We start from the raw sequence: 19,307 nt of genomic DNA, 5'->3' as shown, positions 1-19,307 counted from the left end.
CAAGGACAACGCCACCGAGCTCCGCGACGCGTGCCCGGAATTGGCTCTCGGCCACCTTTGAATCATTTCCCGCACACGCCCCGCAGATTCCCTGTCCCTGCAGGACATTGCTGGGGGTTGGCGTGCATTCATGGCCGACCGTGCAACGCACCCTATGCGGGGCCCTGCCCAACCATTCCGTCTCCAGGACGGTTCCGCCCAGTTCCGCCACGCGGGTCCGGAAGGCGGCCCACGCGACTTTCGGGTCCCGGCCCGCACACGCCCCGCAGATTCCCTGTCCCTGCAGGACGCTGCTCGGGCGCGGTGTGCAGGCGTGGCCGGCTGCGCAGCGGACCCGGTGCGGTGTGGCCCTGCCAAGCCATTCCGTCTCCAGGACTTCACCGCCAAGTTCTGTGACGCGTGCCCTGAATGCAGCCTCGGAGGAGCCGGGTTCCTTGCCTGCGCACGCCCTACAGAGGCCGCGACCCTGCTGCACATCTGCCGGACGGGGGCTGCACTCGTGACCTCCGACACAGATCACTCGGTGTGGCTTTCTGCTACCAAGCCAGACGGGCTCAAGCAGCACGGCGCCCAATGCCTTGAGACGCGCCCGGAAAGCGACTTCAGCGGCCTTCGGGTCGCGTCCTGCGCATGCGCGGCAGATGCCGCTGCCTTGCTGCACGGAGCTCGGCGCAGGTGTGCACTCGTGCCCTTCCGGACAGCGCACCCGGTGCTGCGTGTTCTTTCCTAGCCATTCTGTCTCCAAAACCACACCGCCAAGCTGGGCGACCCGCTCTTGGAACGCGTCCCACGCTGCCTGCGAGCGCGGTGAGAGCTTCTGTACAGTTGTCACACGGGGACTCCTTCGCAGTCTCCGAAGCGGCCCCGGATGGTGCACCACCACCGCCTGGGCCGCGCGGTATTTAGGCTTCCAATTCTCCTACTTTCGCTGCCAGTTATGGCGATATTCGTGCAACTACTCGCCGCACTGACGCAATTCCCCCGCCACATGGCGTGGGCGTTGGTCGTTACCGTGTCCGCTCGTCGCCGAAGGGAGCCTCGTGGCATCCAACCCGCCGATCGCCGCCGCGGTGGTCGTCCACGCGAACCGTCTGCTCTTGATCCGCCGCCGCGTCCCGGAGGGCGCCCTGTTGTGGACGCTCCCGTCGGGCAAGGTAGAGCCCGACGAGACACCTGCCGCGGCTGCCGCGCGGGAGGCCTTGGAGGAGGCGGGCGTGACGGTCGAGCCGGTGCAGCTCCTCGGTGAGCGGCTGCATCCGGGTTCGGGCCGCCGGATGGTGTACGTGGCCTGCCGTCGGCTGGCCGGGGATGCGCGGGTGGCGAGTCCGCGGGAGGTCGCGGAGGTCGCCTGGGTGCGCCTCGGCGAGATTCCCGAGCGGATCCCTGGCGGGCTGTTCGGGCCGGTTCAGGCTTTTCTGGATGACGCCTTGGGTGCGTGAGCCGTCGCTCTGTCTGCGTCAGTGGCTGTCGGGCTCGTTGCTGGAAGTTCCGGCATGCCGTGCAAGGGCTTCGAAAAGTTTGGACCTTTGCTCGCGTGTCGGGGGGGTGTAGCTGTTCAGCGCCCTCTTCATGTTCCTCAGGGCCTCAGCCACGACTCGGACCATGCCTTCGATAACGAGTACTGCTACGGCGCCAGCAGTCACGTAGAAGGATGCTTTGGCCAGTTGGGGGTCTGTCTGCGGTTCGTGTGTTGCAGACCAGAACAGGACTTTGATGAGTATCCATACGAGGGGGCCGCAAATGCCCAGCCAGATGATCGCAGCGGCCAGTGCAGGTATCGCCTTGCGCAGCACGCGACCAGGCCGGACTGCGACGGTTATCGCCTCCAGGTCGTCTGGTTCGGGGTCTTCTTCGCGTTGAATGGCGTCGATGGCGCTGTTCTGTGCGTTCACGCCTCGCTGAGCCGATTCAACGAACGCCCCGACGAACCGGCGCAGCAGGCTTGCGAGCTGTACTGAGCCGATCAGTAGTGCCGCCAGGATGATTGTGGTGATGAGTGCGGCGTAGTCGTCGCTCATGGCCCACTTCATGCGCCCCCTATCGATCATGTGGTGGGACGAACTTACTACCAGCCGGTCGGGCCTGGCTGAGCTCGTAGCTTTACACACAAAGGCGCCCTCTCCCTGACCTCGGGAGAGGGCGCTGCCGCGTCTACACCGCCTACCTGGCGCCGCTTCCGGCAGTGGCGGTGCTTCCTGGCAAGCAAACCGACATGGCATTGTTCGGATTCGGCCATCCTGCCACCGGCACTATGTCCGGTTTGCCGGGCTGCACGTTGCCTAATTGGATTTATGGCGAGAGCCAGGGGGCTATGTCGTCAGTGGTAATGATGCAGGTCATCGGCGCGCAACTTTATGTAAAAGTCCAGCTCAGCCGAACTTTCCGTGTCAGCCCGGGTTGGGTTGTGACTCATCTTCATACGCGAGAAGGCCGTGCCGGATCTAGCTGTCTCATACGAGCCCGTCAGTTAGGTTCCAGGAATGCGTCAGGCCGGGCGGTCTTCACCCGCCCGGCCTGGTCGACCAGCGAGTCATCACCTCGCTGATCAGTGAGAACCCCTACTCGCCAGAATGGAGGCTCCGTGGGGAGCGTAGCAAAGATGGTGGTAAAGAATTTCTTGTCGGATCGGGATGCCTTAACCACCGAGCACCTGTTGGACGCCCCGCTCGATTCTCTGCTCGCCGAGTTCGGCGTGGAGGTGGCGGTGCTGGATACGGACCCGGGCTTCACCGGGGGTGCGGCGGTCCATCCTGACGGCCGGCTGCTCTTCGTGCGCCCCGCGTCCCGGCCGGCGGCGGAGTGGGAGTTGATGGCGCGGGCGATGCTCGGGCGGGCGCTGCGGGTGCCGATGCCACCGCTGCCGGAGCCATACGAACTCACCGAGCTGTAGCCGAACCCTCAGACCGCCCCCGCCCAACAGGGCGGGGGCGGTCTGCATTTGCGCCTGGTCTGCGCCCTTGTCGCACCGCCGTGTACCGCTGACCGTTGTGTAGGTCGGATGACGGTGCACTGACTGGGGGGTCTGCATGCAGCGCAGGTTGAACGACGTGACGGGTTGGGTGCTGCTGGCGGTGGCGGTGGTGTTGCACCGGACGGTGGCGAGTAAGGCGGCGACGGAGCGGCTGCAGCGGCAGCGGAATGCGGCGCTGCGTGGGGCATTCGGGCGCGGGGTGCAGGTGCCGGAGCTGGCGGCCCGGCTGGGCCTGTCGGAGGGGTGGGTGCGTCAGGTGCTGAACGGGAAGAGGCCGCCGGAGGTGGAGGAAGCCGCCTGACTAGGCGGCGAAGGCCCCGCCCGGTTTCCCGGTGCGGGGCCTGATGTCGCGCTGGCTGTTCACCCCTACGTGGCACCGCGCGTGATTCGCGAGGAGCACTGCACGAGGTGGCGTGCTTCGTAGGCTGCGCGGATCACCTGGCGGTAGGTGTCTTTCCCGAGCAGGGTCTCGATGCCGTTGAGCGTCGTGTATGCGATGTCGAGCCGAGGGTCTGGTCCGGTTCCGAAGCGCCGTTCGAAGGCTTGCTGTCGGCGGACGTTGAGGAAGTCGTGGCGGGTGGGTTCCTCGATCTCGGTGTAGATCGCTTCGATGGCGCGCTGAAGGACTGGGGCGTATAGGTCGCCGATCAGGTCTTCGAGGACGGTGAGGTGTGCTGTGGCGGCCTGGATGGGCATCGGCCAGCAGTCGGCGTTGCCGTAGCGGTGCTCGATGGCTTGGCGGAGGCTGGGCACTGGGGCGTGGAGGAGCGGCATGCGGCTTTGCCTATAGGGCATGGCGGTGCTGTCTGTGTAGGCGCGCTCGGGACCGGGTGGTGATCGGCGGGGCGTCATGTGGACGCCAGTCTGACGAACGACCTGCTCTGTCTAGGCCGCCCGCCCGGCCGCGCCCACCGTGGCTGCTGTGCCGGGCGGATACGCCTGCCGCCTCGCCTGCCGCCGTGCACCTGTCACGCCGCAGTGTTCCCGTCCGAATGCTGCCGTGTGCCGTAGCTGCCCTGCGCGCACGCTCACGATATGGGGGCGGATGGGGTGCCGCGGTTGGGCGGCGAGCAGATACACACGTGCCCGAAGTGCGGGCTACCGCAGGAGCGGGTGCCGACGCTAGAGCACGATTGGGTGATGTTGGAGCCGGGCGTGGATGTGCTGGCGCATCTGGTGCCGGCCGAGCATCGGTGGATCACGGTGTCGGATGGCCGCGTGACCGTGTACGGGGTGTGTCCGCCGGATGCGGCGCAGCGTTGCCGGATCGAGCACCGGCTCGCCTGTTCGGGCCAGCAGCTGCCCGATCTGTGGCCGTGGCTGACCACGTTGCGGGAGGAGAACGGGCGGGCGGCTGAGCGGCTGGCGAATGCGGATCCGGCGGTGATGGCGGAGGTCGAGTTGCCGGACGCGGGGTAGATGGTGCGGGCTGGCGCTGCGCCCCGGTCCCGGAGGCGGATCGGGGCGCAGGCGCGTCAGGTGAGGTCTACGAGGGTGGGGGTGGGTTCGTTCTCCAGGTCGTATGGATAGAACTCCCACATCGTGATCTTCGCGTCTTTCGGTACGCGGTAGACGAATTGCATGTCGTCCTTGAAGCCCGGCTGGAGTTGTGCGTTGCATTCCGGGTTGTCTGCGACCTCGTAGAGGTTTTCGATCGTGTCGTAGCGGCGGTCTTGGTCGTCGATGAGGGCGCTGACGATGGGCAGCGAGCAGGTGAGGTCCATGCTGGCCTTCGTCTCGTTGGTGACGACGGTCTTCAGGGTGACGTATTTGGCGCCGTCGCCTGCGTTCTTTTGCGCCCCGGCCAGGGTGATGGTGTTGCTCTCCACGACCTTGGTGATCTTGACGACTGCTCCCCCGTTGTCGGCCTTTTCGCCGACCTTGAAGTCAGTCTCGACGGTCGTTGTTGCCGCGTCCTCCGCCTCTGCGGTGTCGGCTTCGGGTGCTGCCGTCTCGGTGACTGTGACGGTGGGTGCGGGGCTGGCTTCGCTGTTGCCGGTGACGCCTGCGGTGATGGTTGCCGCGATGGCCGCGGCTGCTACTGCTGCTGCGGTGGCGATGAGGACCGTGCGGTTCTTGTTCGGCGCCGGCGGCGCGGTGGGTGGCTCATATCCGGGCATTGGCGGCGTGACGTTCTGGCTCATGATCCCCCCCGAGGGTGGTGCTGCTGAAGAGCGGATCATCCCGCATGTGGCGCACGTTACGGAGGCGTTGTGCGCGAACCGTGACCACGTGAGGGTGCACAAAGGAGCGCGCCTCGTCCGCCCGTCCGGGCGAGGGGCACTGTCACGTCCTGCGACTCAGGATGGCTTCTCCGAGTGCGGGTGTGACGGACGGGAACTCGTGCCCGCAGTGGATCCCTGGATGAGTGCTTGCATGAGGGTGAGGCCGGTGTGCTGGTCGGTGGCGTCTTCGGTCCATTCCTGGCCGTCGTCGGGGCATTTCATGCGGGCCGGGTCGGTCCATCGTCCGGTGGCGATCAGGTTGCGCTGCCTGCCGCATTGGGGGCAGGCGACGGTGCGGGCCTCGGGCATGGGGGGCTCTGGTGCGCCGTAGGTGCTGTCGTCGTATAGCCCGTCGTAGAGGTGTTCAAGCCGGTCTGTATCCGCCGGGCCGACGATGATCGGGCCGTCTACGTCGATCTGCCATGTCTGGGACTCATCCACCCTCGAACCCTACGGTCACGGCGGCCGGCCTCGGAATGGGGCCACGGCACGATGTATCCGGTCCGCCGGCCGGACGAAGGCTTGTTCGTGTTCAGCCGAGGTAGTCGATGTTGCGGAGGTAGACGCGCCGGACGGGTGGTGCGGCGATGACGAGGAGGGCGATTGCGGTGTGCTGGAGGGCGCATGTCCGCTCCACGTCGCGTAGGTCGTCGCTGCGGGGCTCCGTGTGGGCCCAGGGGTCTTGGCAGATCCCGATGAGGGCGCGGTCGAGTTCGGCTCTGGCGTCGTCGGGGAGGGCGTCCCAGACGGCTTCGACGGCCTTCGAGTAGCGGAGCTTGTACACCCGGTTAAGGGTGGCAGGTCAGGCGGCGCCTTGTGACCCGATTCGCTCAGCTGCCTGCAGGAGACGTTCTGTGCCGTCGATCCAGTCACCTGGGGGTTCCTCGCCGCGCTGTACAGCGGCCACGATTTCGCTGCTGCCTTCGAAGGCGTTCAGGGTGTTTTGGGCGATCCGCTGCCATTTGGCGAACACCTGGAGTAGCTCATGCGCCGGGGCCCGGTTGATCTCGCCGAGGAAGCGCTGGGCGAGGGCAGGGTTGCCGAGCGCTTCGGTGATGCGCTCGATCGTCCACGACTGCTCGCTCATCGCTGCCTCCGGCCGAAAGTGCTGGTTGATTCGAGACTAGCGTGAGTAAGTGAACCCTGAGGAGCCGATGGCCGGGTTGCCCCGGCCGGACGGGTTGCGTCGCCCGCCGGGCGCGCGCCCGGTGGCGCTCGACCGCTGGGGTGAACCTGCAGGCCAAACCGTCTTCCTGGCCGCCGGTACCCCGTATGTCTGGTGTCGTGATGAATCAAGTGATGCGTGCCGCGGCCGTTGCCGCCTTGGCTCTGGCGCCGCTGGCTTTTCCCGTTTCTGCTTCCGGCAGCACCACGGCTGGGCGGGCTGGTATCGACTGCCCGGACGGCTATGTCTGCATCTACCCGGAGATCAACTTTGGTGGGCAGCCGTGGGTGCGGCGGGCCGTGGATGGTGGTGTGAAGGATCTGCCGTCCTCGATCCGTGACCGGGGCAGTTCGATCCGTAACAACTCCGGCCGTACTGCCCGTGTCTATGAGAAGCGGAACTACAGCGGTCGCTGGGCGTGTGTGACCCGCAGCGGTGGTTCCATTCATGATCTGCGCGGCTACAACCTCAACGACCAGACTCGCTCTCTGAAGATCAACCGCAACGGCTGCGGTTGAACACCCCCAAGGCTGAAGCCCCTGCCGCTCAACACGCGGCAGGGGCTTCAGCCTTCCGAGCGACGGCTGGGCTACCGGGCCAGCGTCACCGTGATCGTCTGGTCGGGGCAGAAGGAGAGTTCGCGGTTGAGCGCGGCCTGTTCCGCAGGGTCGATGTTCAGCGCATACCGGGTCTTGATCGTGATCCAGTCGGTGACGTACTCACACCGGTCGGGCGTGTAGGGCGGCAGCCAGTCGGCGGGGTCCTTGTCGGCCTTGGACCTGTTGGAGGCGGCGGAGACCGCGATGAGTGCGCGGGGGTCGTCGAGGTCGTTGGCGAAGGCCTGGCGCTCGGCGGGACCCCAGGCGGAGGCGCCGCTATCCCAGGCTTCGGCGAGGGGTACGCGGTGGTCGACGTCGAGTTTCCTGGCCGTGTCGAGGTACAGGTTGTCGTAAGCCGAGTACCACTCGCCGCCGGTCAGGGCGCAGTTCGACCCTTGCGTCGGTGCGACGACCGCCTCGGCTTTCAGTACCTCCGCTCGCGTGTTGCAGCCGTCTTTGTCGGCGTCGATCCAGTGCTTGAACTTGTCGCGGGTGTAGCCAGTGCGGTCCTCGTCGCGGACCGGGAGCTGGTTGAGGGCGTCACTGACGGGCAGGGTGATGGTTTCGCCGGCCGCGGCCCGGGGCGGGATGTCGGCGGGCGCGGCGTGGGCGGTTGCGGGGAAGAGCAGGGCCGCAATGGCGGCAGCCATTGCAGCGGCGCGTGCGAGTCGCACGGTGGAGTCCTCTCGATCACGGACAGCTTTCGTGATCTTCGTAGCGACACCAGCGGGGCGCTCACCTGGAGAACGACGGCAGGTCTACCCGATCGGGCGGTAAGTGTGATGGTCAGCTCGCTGGATCGGGATGCTCAGGACGCACGTGCGTGGCAGGCATCCCCGATCGAATAACGTCAGCTTGCCTCAATCGGACGGGGCCCCGGGGTCTGCTATGAGGGGTTGACGGTCCACCCGGTCCCATGCCTGCGTTTCTGGGTTCCAACGCAGATGAGTCCGGACGATCTCTTCCGCTCTTAGACGGATCAACGCTTCTGCTGCTGCAGGGGGTAGCTCCCTCGGATACTCGATTACGCAGTTGTGTTCGGGATCGTGAACCACCACCCACGGGTTGACACTACTGCCTTCGATGCGCCTGAAGGCGGTTGAACGGCTGGATAAAGATTTTATTTTGGCGTATACGTCTTTCCCGCCCTCAGCGAGGATGCCTCCGACGAACAAGGCCGTCAGCGCGAAAATTGATACGGCCGCGGGGTCGCCCAATATGAAGCCCGCGCCAGACGTGCGCTGGTTGCGGCCATAGAAAGCATTGTCAAGATAGGGCAGGGCGGTTTCATCCGTGCCTAGATAGTGCCTGGCGAACCAACCCTCCGGCACTTCCTCTCGCCCCTGGAGTTGCCAGTGGATGTCGCCCAAGGCCGGCGCAATCACGCCGAGCAGCAGGAACCGTTCTCCCTGCAGCGACACGTCAATCTCCGTCATGGGGGCTGGGTCGCCGAAAACTAAGAAGCTCGGGTTGGCTGCCATCCACCCGAATCTCACGTCCGCCACCAGCCATCCACGGTCCCTCAAGCCCTGCTGCAGCGCATCGCCACTGACCGCCAATCGCGCGAAGTCTGCCGGAGCTTCATGGAACCGCAGATCGGTCATGCGGCGATGCTAGTGGCTTTGGCCTGGTCGCGGAGCCGCTGGAACGCGGCCTGTTCGCCGTCGGTGAGTGCCAAGCTGTCGCATGGCGCGCCGCTGGGCTCACCTGCCATGACAGCGGCTGTCATACGCGGCGTTGGTCGTTCCACGTTCGGCTACCGATGACGAGGATCCGGTACGGGGCGGTCATTCGCCGTTCCTCTCCAGTGGCCAACGCCGGTCTGCGTCGCGGCATTCGGCGACGCTGGGCCCTTCGTCGTGTGCCGCTGCCTGGCCACCTCCCGCTGCGAGGTAGCGGGTTCGCGCGTCGTGGCCTTCGAAGAGGGTGATGGCCCATGCTGCGGCGATGTGGAGTCCGCTGGCGATGCCTTCGTTGACCCATCGGGCTTCGTCGAGGGTGCAGCGGGGTGCGTTGTCGAGGGCTTTGGCGCGTTCCTGCGCTAGGCGGGCGAGGAGTTGACGGTACGCGTCGAGGCTCTCAGCGCCGCCCTGCGGCCCGTTGGGTGCCTCGGGTGCCGAATTCCCCGTCGCGGCGCCTGCCGGGACGCTGTGGGGCATGTTGGGAGGCTTCTGGCCCGCCTCCGGGTCGGCGGCGAGCTGCGCCGCGCGGTCGACTTGGACGAGCGGCACGGTCTGGTCGGTCATACGGCTGTCCTTTGCTGGTCGGGGGGTTCGAGTTCATCGAAGCGGATGATGCGGCGACGCAGGGCGATCACCACGGCGTGGGTGCGGGAGCGGGCGCCGAGCTTGTTCGCTGCCGCGGTGAGCCGCAGGTGGATGCCCTGCTCGGTGGTGTCGAGGCGGTGGGCTATCTGCTTGCTGGTGTAGCCGGAGGCGGCGAGCCGGAGCGCGGCCAACTCGCCAACGCTGAGGGGCAAGTTCGGGTTGCGGGGCATCAGCGTCTCCCTCTGGCCCTGGTCTGCCAGGTGACGCCCGGGGAGTGCGTGTGCTCGCCCCGGGACGCGGCCGACGGGCCTGTCATGAGCAGGCGCCGATCCGGCGGCAGGGCAGGCACTCGTAGCCGATGAGGTAGCCGGCGGATGTACCGAGGATGAGGGTGAGGAGGGCGATCACGGTCTGCTCCCGGTGGAGTTCACGAGGCCTGGTTGATTGCGCGGGCGACGGCAAGGGCGTGGCGGGCGTCTTCGGGCAGGGCCGCGTCCTCGCGGAGTTCGATGCCGGTCCAGCTGTCCAGCCAGTCGGCGAGCGCTTTGCCGACGCCGGGGTGCACCGCGCAGATATAGAGGGCCATGTACGGGGGCACGTGCGGGTCGGTGGTCGTGGTGGCGACGACGTAGGGCACGCCCTTGTTGCTGATCGTCTGTGGGTAGGGGCGTTTCTCGCGGTTGTCGATGTACCACGGGCCTCGGCAGTCGCCGAGTTCGCCGGTGAGGACGCGGAGTCTGGCGGTTGCGGTGGTGATTTCTTCGGTGGGTGTCATTGAGGCTCCTGGGTCGTGCGGGTCCAGCGGGGCGCTGTACGCCCGTTTGAGGCTCGTTCTGGGGTTCCGGCGTCGCGAGAGTCGCGGGAGGGGCTGCGAGGCGCTCTAGCGGGCACTGAGCGCCTCCTGAGGTCTATTCGTGTCCATACGCCGAGTGGTAGTCCGGCCCACACGACGGCGACGACCACGAGTGCGAGCGCGGCGCCGAGCGTTCCGGCCCACAGGATCGCGGCGAGGATGACGAGGTGGGCGGTGTGCACCGCCTCGGCAATCACTGCGGGTCCCTGCGGCTGATGGGCCGGAACTCAAGCGGCGGCCCGAGCTTCGGCTCCTCGCGCCACGAGCGGACGTTCGCGAGGGTGCGGCGCGGGTGCACGGTCCACATCCAGGCCAGGGCGGCCAGGACGATGGGGGCGGCGGGCCAGAACTTCCAGGTGCGCCAGCCGGGTGTGGTGGCGTCCTCGGCCCAGTTGAGGAGGCGGGGGCCGAGCCGAGCCCGGCCGAGGGCGTAACCCACGGCCAGGACGGCGTCGTGTCCGTCGGCGGGGTGGGTGTCGTGGGCCCACCAGCCGCCGGTGGGGCAATCGACGTAGGCGATCGGGGTGACGCAGGTCCGGCAGGTGGTCTGCGGGTTGTTGGTCATTCGGGTCTCCAGATGCTGTGATCGAGGGTGGGCGCCCGCCGGTAGGTCGAATACCGGCGGGCGTTCCTTGCGAGCGGGGGTCAGGCTTCGTCGGCCTCCCACGCCGCGATCGCCGCCTCCAACGGACGCGAGTCCCACACCCACGACCCGTCGTTACGGATCGGCCCCGACACCAGCCGGCCGTTCAGAGCGCGCCCCGCGGACCATGCGACCTGCTGCGGGCTGGAGAAGACGTTCACGCCCTCCGGGTCCAGCTCGGTGACGTTGCGGCCCCCGCCGGCCTCGATGAGGTGCCAGCCCCGCCGCTGATCCCAGCCGAGGTAGACGCCGTCCTGCCAGGTGTCGGTGTTGATGTCGGTCTGGTCGAACTCGATGAAGGCTTCGAGGAGTTCGCCGTCCTGGGTGGTGGTATCGGCTTTGGTGACGGTGATGCCGTAGGTGGCGAGTTCGGTGGTGACGGCTTCGATGTACGAGTCGTGCGGCAGGCTGGTCATGATTCCTCCTGGTTTAGCGGGTGTTGGGACGGTAGGGGGTGGGTCTGACAGCGGGTTGTGGTTCAGGCGGGCGCAGGCTCGTTGGCGAGCTCCAGCAGCACCGCGGCGTGGCAGTGATCCGGCTCGCCGGGCTCGGGGAGCGGGCACCAGCACATGAGGTCCCGGCCGGCCAGCTGCTGCCGTGCTTCGTCACGCACCTCCGGCCGGTCGGCCAGCCACTGGCGGTAGAGCTCGACGACCTGCTCGCGGGTGGCGTCTTGGACGAGGTGCCACGTGATGGTGCCGTCGGGGTGCACGAAGGCGTGTTGCTGTCCGGACGTTTTACCGAGGCGTCCTTCGTGCTCCCACTCGCTGCCGTCGAGCGCGGGCATTCGGACCTGGGTGGAGTTGAGCGGGTACGCGTTGCCCCAGCGGCTGCCGCGTCCGACATAGACGGCTTCCTCAGGCGCGCGCCATCCCTTGGTGCGACGGCGTTGGATACGGGCGGGCATCACGCCTCCTCGCCGCTGAGGAACTCCCGGAGCCTCCGGTCGGCTTCGCCAGAGCGGGCGTCCTTTCGGGCGATCGCCGCGAGCAGGAACCGGATCTGGGCGCGGTGGCGGCGAACCTCGGCGACGAGCGCAGGCACGTCGTCACGAGCAGCCGCCATCAACTCCCAGTCGGCATCGGTGAAGTCACAGATCTCCGAACGGTGGAAGTCGTAATCGCGCGGCTGCTCCCCGGTCCGCTTGCAGCGCTCCACCGCGAGATGCGTCGGGGTGGGGGTGACGATGCCGGTCACGAACATGCCGTGGCCGCACGGGTAGTCGCCGCCGCAGTCGCACGACTCGCGGTCGAGTCGCCAGGGGCCAGGGGTGAGGCGCTCGCGGGTGGCGCGGGCGTCGATCTCGTTGAGCTGGGCGTCGCTCAGGGGCGGGCGGTCGGTCATGGTCGGTGCCTTTCGTGTGGCCGGCCGGGGTAGCCGGGTGTGATGGCGGTGGGGTGGGGCGGGCGGGCAACAACGCGCGCCGGGTCAGGGCTTGGTGACGTGGAGGCGTCGTCGTCCGCCGCCCGGCTGCTGGTCGGGAATCACGTGAAACCCGGCGGCCTGCAACTCCAGCCGGTACTTCTCCAGTTGGTCGGCTTCGCCGGGTCCGTCGTGGAAGACGTGCACCATGCGCCGTCCGGCCTGGGCGGTGCGGTAGCCGGGCTCCCAGTCGCCGTCGACGAACTCGGACTGCGGGTAGGCGGCGAGGACGGCGTCGACGTCGCGGGCGTGGATGACGCGGGCCATCAGCGGGTCACCTGCTCAGGTGTCCGCGGGCGGCCCGCGATCTTCGCCAGCTTGGCGTCCAAGTGCCCGGCCGGGTCGTCGACGATCGAGGCCAACGCCACCGCCGCAGTGACGATCACGTCGCACAACTCGTCCGCCACGTCGCGGGGGCTGTGCGTGACGCCCTTCCGCGGGTTCTGGCCGACGGCGCCGATCCACGCCTGGGCGACCTCGCCGGCCTCCTCGGACAGCTTCAGGATGCGGAGGGTGACCTCCTGCTGGGTGCGGCCGTTCTCCCGGTCCAGCCAGGCGACGAGGTTGCGGATCGTGGACCACTGGTTGGGGCTGATCATCGGGTTCTCCTGTCGGGTTGGGGTTAGGCGGCTTGGCGGAAGCCTTCGGAGCGCCAGCGGTAGACGCAGCGGGGGGTGACGCCGACGATGCGGGCGATCTCCTCGGCGGGCACGTCGCGTTCGGTGAGGCCGCGAGCGACCATGACCCGCTCCAGGCGGGTGAGGCCCTCGACGGCCCGCTGTTCGGCGACGATCAGCTCGACGTCGAACTCGTCGGCAACGGTCCACTCGGTGAAGTCGGGGTCGCCGTGGCGGGTGATGCGAGTCCGGTGCTTGTAGCAGATCCGCCGGCCGGGGCGAGGTGCTGCGGTGCAGCCGTCGATGCGGCAAGTGGCGTTCATGCAGCGGTCACCCTGGCTTCCTCCTCCCGGCGTTCGTGGACGGTGATCCGGGCTCGTCCTTCGTCGTGGCAGGGCGTGGTCGGTTCGACCTGGCATTGGGGGCAGCAGGCGGTGGTCTGCGCCCACGCGGACACGCGCTGAGGGTGCGGCTCGGTCAGGATCCGACCCGACTTCCGCAACACACACGGCCGGTGAGCGGGGACACCGCAGTGCGGGCAGTCCACAGCACGAGCCGGGTGCTGGCGGGCGCGCATGAAGTGCCGCAGGTTCTCGGGCATCGGGGCGGAGTAGCGGAGCGTCATCGGTTCTCCTCGGTGTTGGGCGGCGGGCAGTTGCCGCAGTCGCAGGGTTCGTCGGGTCGGTGGATCTCGTTGCTCAGGTGCCGGGCAGCCGCCGCCCATACGTGGCGGGGTATCTGCCAGTCCGGCGGCGGCCCGGCGGGCCGGTGCCAGAAGGCCAGGCGCCCGGCCGGTGACCGGGCGGCTTTTGCGCGGCGGGCTTCGGGGCCGGTTCGCGGCGGGACTTGCCGATCGCGATCTGCGCGCGCAGCAGCTGCCGGAGCTCCCCGCGCCCCTCGCGGCGGATCGCCTTCACGTCGTCGACCTGGATGCCGTCGTCCTGCGGGATCTGCGCCTCGCTCACGACGCCGCCTCCTCGTCGACTTCGAGGCGGGCGAGGTGACGGGTAGAAGCAGCCTTGCGGCGCTCAATCTCCGCCTGCTCGGCAGCCGGATCCGTGTCGCCGCTTCGAGCCGCATGCGGGGCGCGCTCACTCCCGCCTGGGGTCCGGCACGGCCGGCCGACCGCGGCCTTGCACTTGGGGCAGTCGGCGCCAAGAGGTCCTGGGCGCTTCACCTCCGCGACCTCGGGCGAGACCTTCCGGCCTATGCCAGCCACGAGTTCAGCGACAGGCCGACGCTTCATCTCCAGCCCGTCTGCGGCCCGGGTGCGCAGACCGCGAAGCGCCGAGAGGTAGGCCTGTACGTCGTCCGGGTCAGCGTCAGGGACCTCAGCCGACAAACCGGGGCCCTGGAAGTCCGCGGCCCGCTCGTCGCGCTGCTTACGGATCTCAGCGATGATTTCGGCCGGGCTGACGAACGGCTGCTTACGAGCCACAGCCGCAGCGGCGGCACGGGCGTCGGTGAGCGCGAAGTCGGCGAGGACGTCGTGCCAGGCGTCGGGGGTGTACTCGTCGAACTTCTGGCCGGGGCAGAGTGCCCGCACGTAACGGGCGAGCACAACGGTTTCGTCGGGGGTCACTGGTCCTCCTGCATACGGGATTTGGCGCGCTCCATGGCGCGGTCGAAGAGGTCGTTGGTTTCTTGCTGCTGGCGGGTCGGGGGCAGACCGCCCACGACGGCAGGCAGGTACGAGACGCCGTCCTGCTGCTCGGGGGCTTCGAGAGTTCTCCAGCCCGGAACCCAGGCGGAGGCGCCAGCAGGTGGGCCTTTGAGTCGGGCGGAGTTGACGGCGTAGGCGACCATCGCGGCGACGCCGACGCGTTCGATGGCTTGGCGGGTGTACTCCCAGCCGGATTCGCGGAGATCCCAGGCGACGCCAGCGAGGCCTGCCGTAGCGACGCCGCGCTTCAGATCGGCTAGGGGGTCAGGTAGACCGCCCGTTCGCCGCTCGCCTGCAGCACCAGTACTTCCGTAGGAAGTACTGGTGTAAGGAGCGGCAGCGGCATGGATACCCGTGACGGAAGCGTCACGCCGTGACACCTGCTCCCGACCTGCACATTCGTCTGAACTCTGCGATCTTTCCGAAGCACTTTCACTTTTTTTCGAGGACGAATCGAAGGTAAAGTCCTTCGATTCCTCGGCGTTTCGCTCGCCTTTTTGGGTGTCAGGAGCTCCACCGCGACGCTCCTCACGGTGCTTCGACTGGCGGTCGCGGGCCTTCTTGCGCTCTGCCTCGGCGCGGGCGCGAGAGGTGTTGCGGCCGTCCTCCAGGAAGTCGTGGAAGACGTAGTCGCCCGGGGCTGGATCGGGGCATCCGTCGCGGCATCCGTGGCCGTGCTCGTGCCACAGGCCGGCCTTGACGAGCTTGGCCGCTTGCGGCTTGGTGCCGTACAGCTCGGCGACAACGCCGGGCACGATGCCGTCGGTCAAGTGCTGGGCGGCGTAGGAACCGCAGCGCAGCCACAGACCGAGCGCAGCGTTCCCAGCCTTGATCAGCTTCGGGTGGGAGTGCGCCTTGTCATCGATCCTGAACCAGGGCATCAGTTCTCCCTGGGGGCTTTGGTGTGGGTCATCACGCGGCACCGCCCAGCGGCTGTGCGGCGATCTCCAGCACGGAGAGGTGCCGAGGCAGGCAGGTGGTCAGGTCGGTGTCCTGGTAGGCCCCGGCTGCCACGGCGGCGGCGAGTACGTCGTTGAGGTAGAAGTCCCCGTCGGCGGCCACGCGGTTGTAGTGGCTCAGGAAAGCGCCTCGCTCGTCGGGCTCGGGCCAACGGTTGGCTGCCGCACGGAAGCTGCGCGACCAAAGGTCGGCGGCCCGCTGCCGGAAGGCGTCAACTCCCGTGTGCTCGACCTCGTTTGCTCGCAGGCCGTGGTGCAGCTCCGACGAGTGGTGGAAGCCGGCCAGCACGGCTGCCCGCCTGATGCGGCTCAGTGCCACGTCGCCGTCCGCAAGGTCGTCGACCTGGGTTTGAACGACCCTGAAAAGGAAGCTGTCAGGTGGCGCCGTGTACGTGGCCGCGCCGTCGAGGTCGGTCCACGCGTCGCACCAGTTGATGACGACGTCGGCGCGCTCCTGATCGGTGGCGCCAGCCATCGCTTCTTCGATGGTCGAGAGGCCCGCGGATCCACCGAATGCGGCCGCAGCGATGAGCGGTTTCGGGTCCACCCAGTCGGTGCTTGCCTCGATCTGCATGAGGCTGCGCACGAACGTGGCGTGCTCCTCGTCTGAGGGTGCCACTTCGAGGTCGGACTTCCAGTTATGGGCCCAGAGGTCAAGTGCGGCCTGCCCGACGGAGCTGAGTGCAGGGGCGGCCTTGTTGGTCTGCGGGGCGACGATCTCGCGCGCTCGCTCGTGGAGTTCCTTGATCACGCGCCAGGCGATGCCGCAGGCGTAGCGGAACGTGTTGTCGACCCTGACCGTGGGGTTGGTCATGGCCTTCTCGATGATGTCGGGCCACACCTCTTGTGGGAGGCCTGCCTCGTAGAAGGTGTCGAGGCTGGTCTTCCAGCTGTCGGGGAGTTCGACGCGCGCGGTCTTCCAGCCGTCTTCTCGGGTCCATCCACGCCAGGACTTCTCGAAGGACTCTCGGTACGCGACCTTCGGTGCCTGCTTGTCCCGCAGGTCGTCGGCGGCCTGCTTCATGGCGGCAGCCCACCGGAGCGCGTCGCCGCTGACGTCCGCGACCAGTGCCGCGTCGGGGCTGGCGCTGCTCTTGCCGCTGTTGCAGGGCTCGCAGGCCGTGACGAGGTTGTCCGCCTTGTCGGTGCCGCCGAGCGCGACGGGTGTGACGTGGTCGACGCGCAGCGGGACGAGGGGGGCACTCGCTCCGCAGTACCTGCAGGTGTGGTTGTCCCGGCGGAAGATTTCGTACCGGAGGCGTTTTGAGACGGCCATTTGTCCCTCGTTTTGGAAGCGCGTTTTCAACTGCGCGTGACGAATTGGGCTTGCGATTCCGGTGAGCGATTTGGCCCGGAGGTTCGCCTTCTCGCGTACATCATAGCGCTCAACGCGCTCATGTACATCACAGAACTGAGGTACACTCCCGACATGACCGCGCCGAAGAAGGAGCACCAGGAGAAGATCGCCGACGTGCGTAACTCGCTCGCCGACGCGATCGAACGCGCCCGCTACTTCGACCAGACCACCGTCATGACCAGCCGCGGGAAGCGCGTCGCGGTCATCGTCGGCATGGACTTCTACGAGCGGGCACTGGAAGCCCTCGGCGAGGAACGCGAACTGGTCAAGAAGGACGCCCCTACTCCGAAGCGCAAGGTCGTCGTGCGTCGTAAGCCGGCCTCCGACGACTGACATCTCTCCTCCTCTCCTCTCCGGCCCCGCGTGTGCGGGGCCTTTGCCGTGTGCGGGTGGTTGGGGTTGCTGCTGGTCAGGGCCCGGCGCGGGTGATCAACGCTTCCGGTTTTTCGGTGGCGCCGGTACGCCAAACCGTGGCCATCTCGTGGCCACCTTCGGCTGGCCGGCGTTGGATCCGGTCACGCAAATTGCTTGCATTCATGGCGGGTTGTGGCTTTCGGCGCCGTGCAGCCGACAGGCGACATGGCCACAAGGTGGCCACGGTTTGGCGTTGTGTTGCCGGGCGGACTGTGGTCGCTGCACGCGGCCAGCAGCAGCCGGTCACGCGGCGGCTCGCAACTGACTGCGGGCTCGGTGGACGGTGCGCGGGGTGCAGCGGACGCGTTCGGCTATGACCGCAGCCGAGTAGTCCCGGCGGTCGAGCTGGTGGATTGCGGCGTGGCGTTCGCGCGGGGTCAGGGACTCAGGCGGATCACCGGCGACCGCGCGCTCGATCGCTATCTCATCGGGCTCGGCGGGCTGGTAGCGGGCCCGCTCGCGCTGCCGTCGACATTCGAGGCAGACCAGATGGCCCTTCTCGTTGCGGCCGAGGTTCTCGGGGAATGGGTGGCCGTGGCGGCATGCAGGGCTGTCAGCGGTGGTCTGGTAGCCGGGCAGGCAGAGGCGCTTGCGGTGGCGTGCAACGGTGTCGCGGGCAGCCCCGGTATGCCGGTGGATGGCGAGGTCGCTGTGCCCAGCGCGGAGCAGGGCTTCTATCTGCTGACGCTTCTCGGCGGCGTTCACCCGGCCTCCTTCCGGCTGCCGGTGGCGCGGTAGCGGCGGTCTGCTGCGGCGTTGGCGGCGCGGCAGGTGTCGCACCGTTCGCCGTTCTTGAGGTGGCGGCGGTACATGCGGGGTTCGCCGCAGATGGGTTCTGGGCGGGGTGTGTGGGTGCGGGTCTTGGGGTGCTTGCCGGGCTTCCAGCCGTTCGCTTTCCAGGCCTCGACGGTGGAGGGGTCCGAACCGATACGGCGGCCGATCTCCTTGGAGCTGAAGTTGCGGGCGTCGAGGATTCGCGCGGCGTGGATCTTCTCCGCGCGGGTGAGGGTGACGGGTTCGCCGTTGAGGGCGTATTCGATGGCGATGTAGTCGAGGTCGGCGGTCTCGTCGTAGGTGTGGGTGGTGGAGGCGTAGAGGCGCTCGCGGATGCCGGCGCCGAGGCGGGTGCCGTTCATGCGGCGAGCTCCCGTTCGGTGTCGGGGTGGGCGGCGAGGGCGTGTTCGACGTAGGACTTGGAGACGCCGAGGCGTTCGGCTGCGGCGGCCCGGTCGAGACCGGATTGCATGAGCCAGTGGGCGTCCTGGGCGACGATCTCCCGACGGGTGATGCCGTACTGCGGCTCGAAGTCGGGGTCGTCGATGCCTCCGACTTCATCCCAGTAGGACGGCGGCGCCCAGCGCTCGCGCTGAGCCTGGAGCTTGGCCCGCTTGATGCTGGTAGCCGAGATCCCGTGCTTGGCGGGCGACTCGTGCCGCATCTCGTCGTACACGGCGGCGACCCGCTGGGCGGTCCTGGCTTGGATCGTCGGGTAGCGGAGCATGCTGTTGCGGTTTGAGGGGTGGAGGCCGGCGCGGATCGCGGTGTGCACGGTGGGCCAGCCGATTGCGACGAGCGCGCGGAAACGCCGCTGGGTTCCGATCGGGCTCACGACGGCCGGGGTGTGCTCGTCGAGGTTGATCGCGAGAATCTTGGCTGCGACTTCGCGAGTGGCACGGTGCCGTCGCGGCGCGGCGTTGCCGTAGTCGTGCTGGGTGAAGGAGCGCACCGACCGGTAGGTGAGGCCGGTCAGTTGGGCGACGCGGTGGATGGTGATGCCGGCGGCGTGGAGGGTGAGGAGGTGCTGGCGGATGGGTTCGGCGTCGAGGAGGGGCTGCCAGGTGCCGTCGGCGATGGCCCTCTCACGGTCGCGGCTCCACGCGTTGTAGCGGTCGACGCATTCGGGCAGCCGGCATTTGTAGTCGGTGTAGCAGGTGAGGGTGTCGTGGTGGGGCGGCTGACGGTGGGCGGCTGTCACGGCTGCGGTGTCTCCTTCCGGATGTGGTGGGTGATGGTGCGGATGGCCCAGACGGCGAGTACGGCGGTCCAGTAGCTGGCGGCGACGGTGAGGAAGGCGATGCCGGTGGCGATGACGGCGAAGGCTGCGATGGCGCCCCAGAGGACGGCTTCGACGGCGTCGAATGCTTCGATCACG

33 protein-coding genes are annotated in these 19,307 nt (G+C 67.8%); 7 read left to right on the top strand and 26 right to left on the bottom strand.

The features are described 5' to 3' along the window. Window positions 1–1,040: 1,040 nt before the first annotated feature. Window positions 1,041–1,439, top strand: coding sequence for an NUDIX hydrolase (locus FPZ41_RS01045; protein WP_322619687.1), 399 nt, complete (start codon window positions 1,041–1,043; stop codon window positions 1,437–1,439). 18 nt (window positions 1,440–1,457) lie between these two features. On the opposite strand, the gene FPZ41_RS01040 is transcribed toward FPZ41_RS01045, so the two are convergent. Next, window positions 1,458–2,018 (bottom strand): hypothetical protein, encoded by a 561-nt coding sequence (locus tag FPZ41_RS01040; RefSeq protein ID WP_152857926.1) that lies wholly within the window; start codon window positions 2,016–2,018, stop codon window positions 1,458–1,460. Window positions 2,019–2,653: 635 nt separating this feature from the next. Between FPZ41_RS01040 and FPZ41_RS46780 the strand changes: the two genes are divergently transcribed. Together FPZ41_RS46780 and FPZ41_RS01035 are read left to right on the top strand one after the other, a co-directional pair. Next, window positions 2,654–2,890, top strand: a complete 237-nt coding sequence (locus FPZ41_RS46780; protein ID WP_194235932.1) for a hypothetical protein — start codon at window positions 2,654–2,656, stop codon at window positions 2,888–2,890. A 136-nt stretch (window positions 2,891–3,026) separates the two neighbouring features. Next, entirely contained in the window at window positions 3,027–3,272 is a 246-nt protein-coding gene (locus FPZ41_RS01035; protein ID WP_152857924.1) for a hypothetical protein, read from the top strand. Window positions 3,273–3,337: 65 nt separating this feature from the next. Here FPZ41_RS01035 and FPZ41_RS01030 read toward each other — a convergent pair whose 3' ends face one another. Further along, window positions 3,338–3,745, bottom strand: coding sequence for a hypothetical protein (locus tag FPZ41_RS01030; protein WP_152857922.1), 408 nt, complete (start codon window positions 3,743–3,745; stop codon window positions 3,338–3,340). A gap of 261 nt (window positions 3,746–4,006) precedes the next feature. Between FPZ41_RS01030 and FPZ41_RS01025 the strand changes: the two genes are divergently transcribed. Further along, entirely contained in the window at window positions 4,007–4,390 is a 384-nt protein-coding gene (locus FPZ41_RS01025) for a DUF6083 domain-containing protein (protein WP_152857920.1), read from the top strand. 56 nt (window positions 4,391–4,446) lie between these two features. Here FPZ41_RS01025 and FPZ41_RS01020 read toward each other — a convergent pair whose 3' ends face one another. The 4 genes from FPZ41_RS01020 to FPZ41_RS01005 form a co-directional block, all read right to left on the bottom strand. Continuing rightward, complete coding sequence (locus FPZ41_RS01020) at window positions 4,447–5,115, bottom strand: DUF4352 domain-containing protein (RefSeq protein WP_194235931.1); 669 nt, start codon at window positions 5,113–5,115, stop codon at window positions 4,447–4,449. 156 nt (window positions 5,116–5,271) lie between these two features. After that, entirely contained in the window at window positions 5,272–5,637 is a 366-nt protein-coding gene (locus tag FPZ41_RS01015; protein ID WP_152857916.1) for a hypothetical protein, read from the bottom strand. Between the two features lie 91 nt (window positions 5,638–5,728). After that, entirely contained in the window at window positions 5,729–5,980 is a 252-nt protein-coding gene (locus FPZ41_RS01010) for a type II toxin-antitoxin system RelE family toxin (protein ID WP_152857914.1), read from the bottom strand. A gap of 18 nt (window positions 5,981–5,998) precedes the next feature. After that, window positions 5,999–6,283, bottom strand: a complete 285-nt coding sequence (locus tag FPZ41_RS01005) for a hypothetical protein (RefSeq protein WP_152857912.1) — start codon at window positions 6,281–6,283, stop codon at window positions 5,999–6,001. A 140-nt stretch (window positions 6,284–6,423) separates the two neighbouring features. Between FPZ41_RS01005 and FPZ41_RS01000 the strand changes: the two genes are divergently transcribed. Continuing rightward, window positions 6,424–6,879, top strand: a complete 456-nt coding sequence (locus FPZ41_RS01000; protein WP_322619686.1) for a peptidase inhibitor family I36 protein — start codon at window positions 6,424–6,426, stop codon at window positions 6,877–6,879. A 71-nt stretch (window positions 6,880–6,950) separates the two neighbouring features. Here the strand turns inward: FPZ41_RS01000 and FPZ41_RS00995 are convergent, their stop codons facing one another. From FPZ41_RS00995 to FPZ41_RS00915, 17 genes are all read right to left on the bottom strand, one after another. Beyond that, window positions 6,951–7,610 (bottom strand): HNH endonuclease family protein, encoded by a 660-nt coding sequence (locus FPZ41_RS00995; RefSeq protein WP_194235930.1) that lies wholly within the window; start codon window positions 7,608–7,610, stop codon window positions 6,951–6,953. A 210-nt stretch (window positions 7,611–7,820) separates the two neighbouring features. After that, a complete protein-coding gene (locus tag FPZ41_RS00990; RefSeq protein ID WP_152857910.1) occupies window positions 7,821–8,564 on the bottom strand; it encodes a hypothetical protein in 744 nt (247 codons plus the stop codon). A 183-nt stretch (window positions 8,565–8,747) separates the two neighbouring features. Further along, window positions 8,748–9,206 carry a hypothetical protein gene (locus FPZ41_RS00985; RefSeq protein ID WP_152857908.1) on the bottom strand — a complete coding sequence of 153 codons (459 nt, stop codon included), beginning with the start codon at window positions 9,204–9,206 and terminating at the stop codon, window positions 8,748–8,750. Then, window positions 9,203–9,457 (bottom strand): response regulator transcription factor, encoded by a 255-nt coding sequence (locus tag FPZ41_RS00980; RefSeq protein ID WP_152857906.1) that lies wholly within the window; start codon window positions 9,455–9,457, stop codon window positions 9,203–9,205. The genes FPZ41_RS00985 and FPZ41_RS00980 overlap by 4 nt, the downstream gene beginning before the upstream one ends. A gap of 197 nt (window positions 9,458–9,654) precedes the next feature. Beyond that, entirely contained in the window at window positions 9,655–10,002 is a 348-nt protein-coding gene (locus FPZ41_RS00975; protein WP_152857904.1) for a hypothetical protein, read from the bottom strand. Window positions 10,003–10,273: 271 nt separating this feature from the next. Further along, window positions 10,274–10,645 (bottom strand): hypothetical protein, encoded by a 372-nt coding sequence (locus tag FPZ41_RS00970; protein ID WP_152857902.1) that lies wholly within the window; start codon window positions 10,643–10,645, stop codon window positions 10,274–10,276. A gap of 80 nt (window positions 10,646–10,725) precedes the next feature. Next, window positions 10,726–11,139: a DUF6292 family protein gene (locus FPZ41_RS00965; RefSeq protein ID WP_152857900.1), complete on the bottom strand. Its 414-nt coding sequence runs from the start codon at window positions 11,137–11,139 to the stop codon at window positions 10,726–10,728. 62 nt (window positions 11,140–11,201) lie between these two features. Next, a complete protein-coding gene (locus tag FPZ41_RS00960; protein WP_152857898.1) occupies window positions 11,202–11,630 on the bottom strand; it encodes a DUF4326 domain-containing protein in 429 nt (142 codons plus the stop codon). Further along, window positions 11,630–12,067: a hypothetical protein gene (locus tag FPZ41_RS00955; RefSeq protein ID WP_152857896.1), complete on the bottom strand. Its 438-nt coding sequence runs from the start codon at window positions 12,065–12,067 to the stop codon at window positions 11,630–11,632. The genes FPZ41_RS00960 and FPZ41_RS00955 overlap by 1 nt, the downstream gene beginning before the upstream one ends. 84 nt (window positions 12,068–12,151) lie before the next feature. After that, window positions 12,152–12,412 carry a hypothetical protein gene (locus FPZ41_RS00950; RefSeq protein WP_152857894.1) on the bottom strand — a complete coding sequence of 87 codons (261 nt, stop codon included), beginning with the start codon at window positions 12,410–12,412 and terminating at the stop codon, window positions 12,152–12,154. Beyond that, a complete protein-coding gene (locus tag FPZ41_RS00945; protein ID WP_152857892.1) occupies window positions 12,412–12,744 on the bottom strand; it encodes a MazG-like family protein in 333 nt (110 codons plus the stop codon). The genes FPZ41_RS00950 and FPZ41_RS00945 overlap by 1 nt, the downstream gene beginning before the upstream one ends. A 23-nt stretch (window positions 12,745–12,767) precedes the next feature. Continuing rightward, entirely contained in the window at window positions 12,768–13,085 is a 318-nt protein-coding gene (locus FPZ41_RS00940) for a helix-turn-helix domain-containing protein (protein WP_152857890.1), read from the bottom strand. Then, a complete protein-coding gene (locus FPZ41_RS50540; protein ID WP_456154430.1) occupies window positions 13,082–13,339 on the bottom strand; it encodes a zinc finger domain-containing protein in 258 nt (85 codons plus the stop codon). The genes FPZ41_RS00940 and FPZ41_RS50540 overlap by 4 nt, the downstream gene beginning before the upstream one ends. 121 nt (window positions 13,340–13,460) lie before the next feature. Beyond that, entirely contained in the window at window positions 13,461–13,727 is a 267-nt protein-coding gene (locus tag FPZ41_RS00930) for a hypothetical protein (protein ID WP_152857886.1), read from the bottom strand. Beyond that, window positions 13,724–14,344, bottom strand: a complete 621-nt coding sequence (locus FPZ41_RS00925) for a zinc finger domain-containing protein (protein WP_152857884.1) — start codon at window positions 14,342–14,344, stop codon at window positions 13,724–13,726. The genes FPZ41_RS00930 and FPZ41_RS00925 overlap by 4 nt, the downstream gene beginning before the upstream one ends. After that, window positions 14,341–15,306: a hypothetical protein gene (locus tag FPZ41_RS00920; protein ID WP_152857883.1), complete on the bottom strand. Its 966-nt coding sequence runs from the start codon at window positions 15,304–15,306 to the stop codon at window positions 14,341–14,343. Before FPZ41_RS00920 ends, FPZ41_RS00925 begins: the two co-directional genes overlap by 4 nt. A gap of 31 nt (window positions 15,307–15,337) precedes the next feature. Continuing rightward, entirely contained in the window at window positions 15,338–16,660 is a 1,323-nt protein-coding gene (locus FPZ41_RS00915; RefSeq protein WP_152857881.1) for an HNH endonuclease, read from the bottom strand. Between the two features lie 153 nt (window positions 16,661–16,813). Between FPZ41_RS00915 and FPZ41_RS00910 the strand changes: the two genes are divergently transcribed. Further along, window positions 16,814–17,074, top strand: coding sequence for a type II toxin-antitoxin system prevent-host-death family antitoxin (locus FPZ41_RS00910; RefSeq protein ID WP_194235929.1), 261 nt, complete (start codon window positions 16,814–16,816; stop codon window positions 17,072–17,074). Between the two features lie 213 nt (window positions 17,075–17,287). Then, window positions 17,288–17,893, top strand: a complete 606-nt coding sequence (locus FPZ41_RS46775) for a hypothetical protein (protein WP_194235928.1) — start codon at window positions 17,288–17,290, stop codon at window positions 17,891–17,893. Here the strand turns inward: FPZ41_RS46775 and FPZ41_RS00900 are convergent. The 3 genes from FPZ41_RS00900 to FPZ41_RS00890 are packed head-to-tail and all read right to left on the bottom strand — an operon-like array spanning window position 17,857 to window position 19,306. Then, window positions 17,857–18,291 (bottom strand): helix-turn-helix domain-containing protein, encoded by a 435-nt coding sequence (locus FPZ41_RS00900; RefSeq protein WP_152857875.1) that lies wholly within the window; start codon window positions 18,289–18,291, stop codon window positions 17,857–17,859. The genes FPZ41_RS46775 and FPZ41_RS00900 overlap by 37 nt on opposite strands. Then, on the bottom strand, window positions 18,288–19,130 hold the full coding sequence (locus FPZ41_RS00895) for a hypothetical protein (protein WP_152857873.1): 843 nt from the start codon (window positions 19,128–19,130) through the stop codon (window positions 18,288–18,290). Before FPZ41_RS00895 ends, FPZ41_RS00900 begins: the two co-directional genes overlap by 4 nt. Further along, window positions 19,127–19,306 (bottom strand): hypothetical protein, encoded by a 180-nt coding sequence (locus tag FPZ41_RS00890; protein WP_152857870.1) that lies wholly within the window; start codon window positions 19,304–19,306, stop codon window positions 19,127–19,129. The genes FPZ41_RS00895 and FPZ41_RS00890 overlap by 4 nt, the downstream gene beginning before the upstream one ends. Window position 19,307 lies beyond the last annotated feature (1 nt).

It is taken from the genome of Streptomyces acidicola (genome assembly GCF_009377235.1).
Lineage (GTDB): Bacteria > Actinomycetota > Actinomycetes > Streptomycetales > Streptomycetaceae > Streptomyces > Streptomyces acidicola.
The sequence above is the reverse complement of the archived record's forward strand: the minus strand, read 5'-3'. Positions and strand labels throughout refer to the sequence as shown.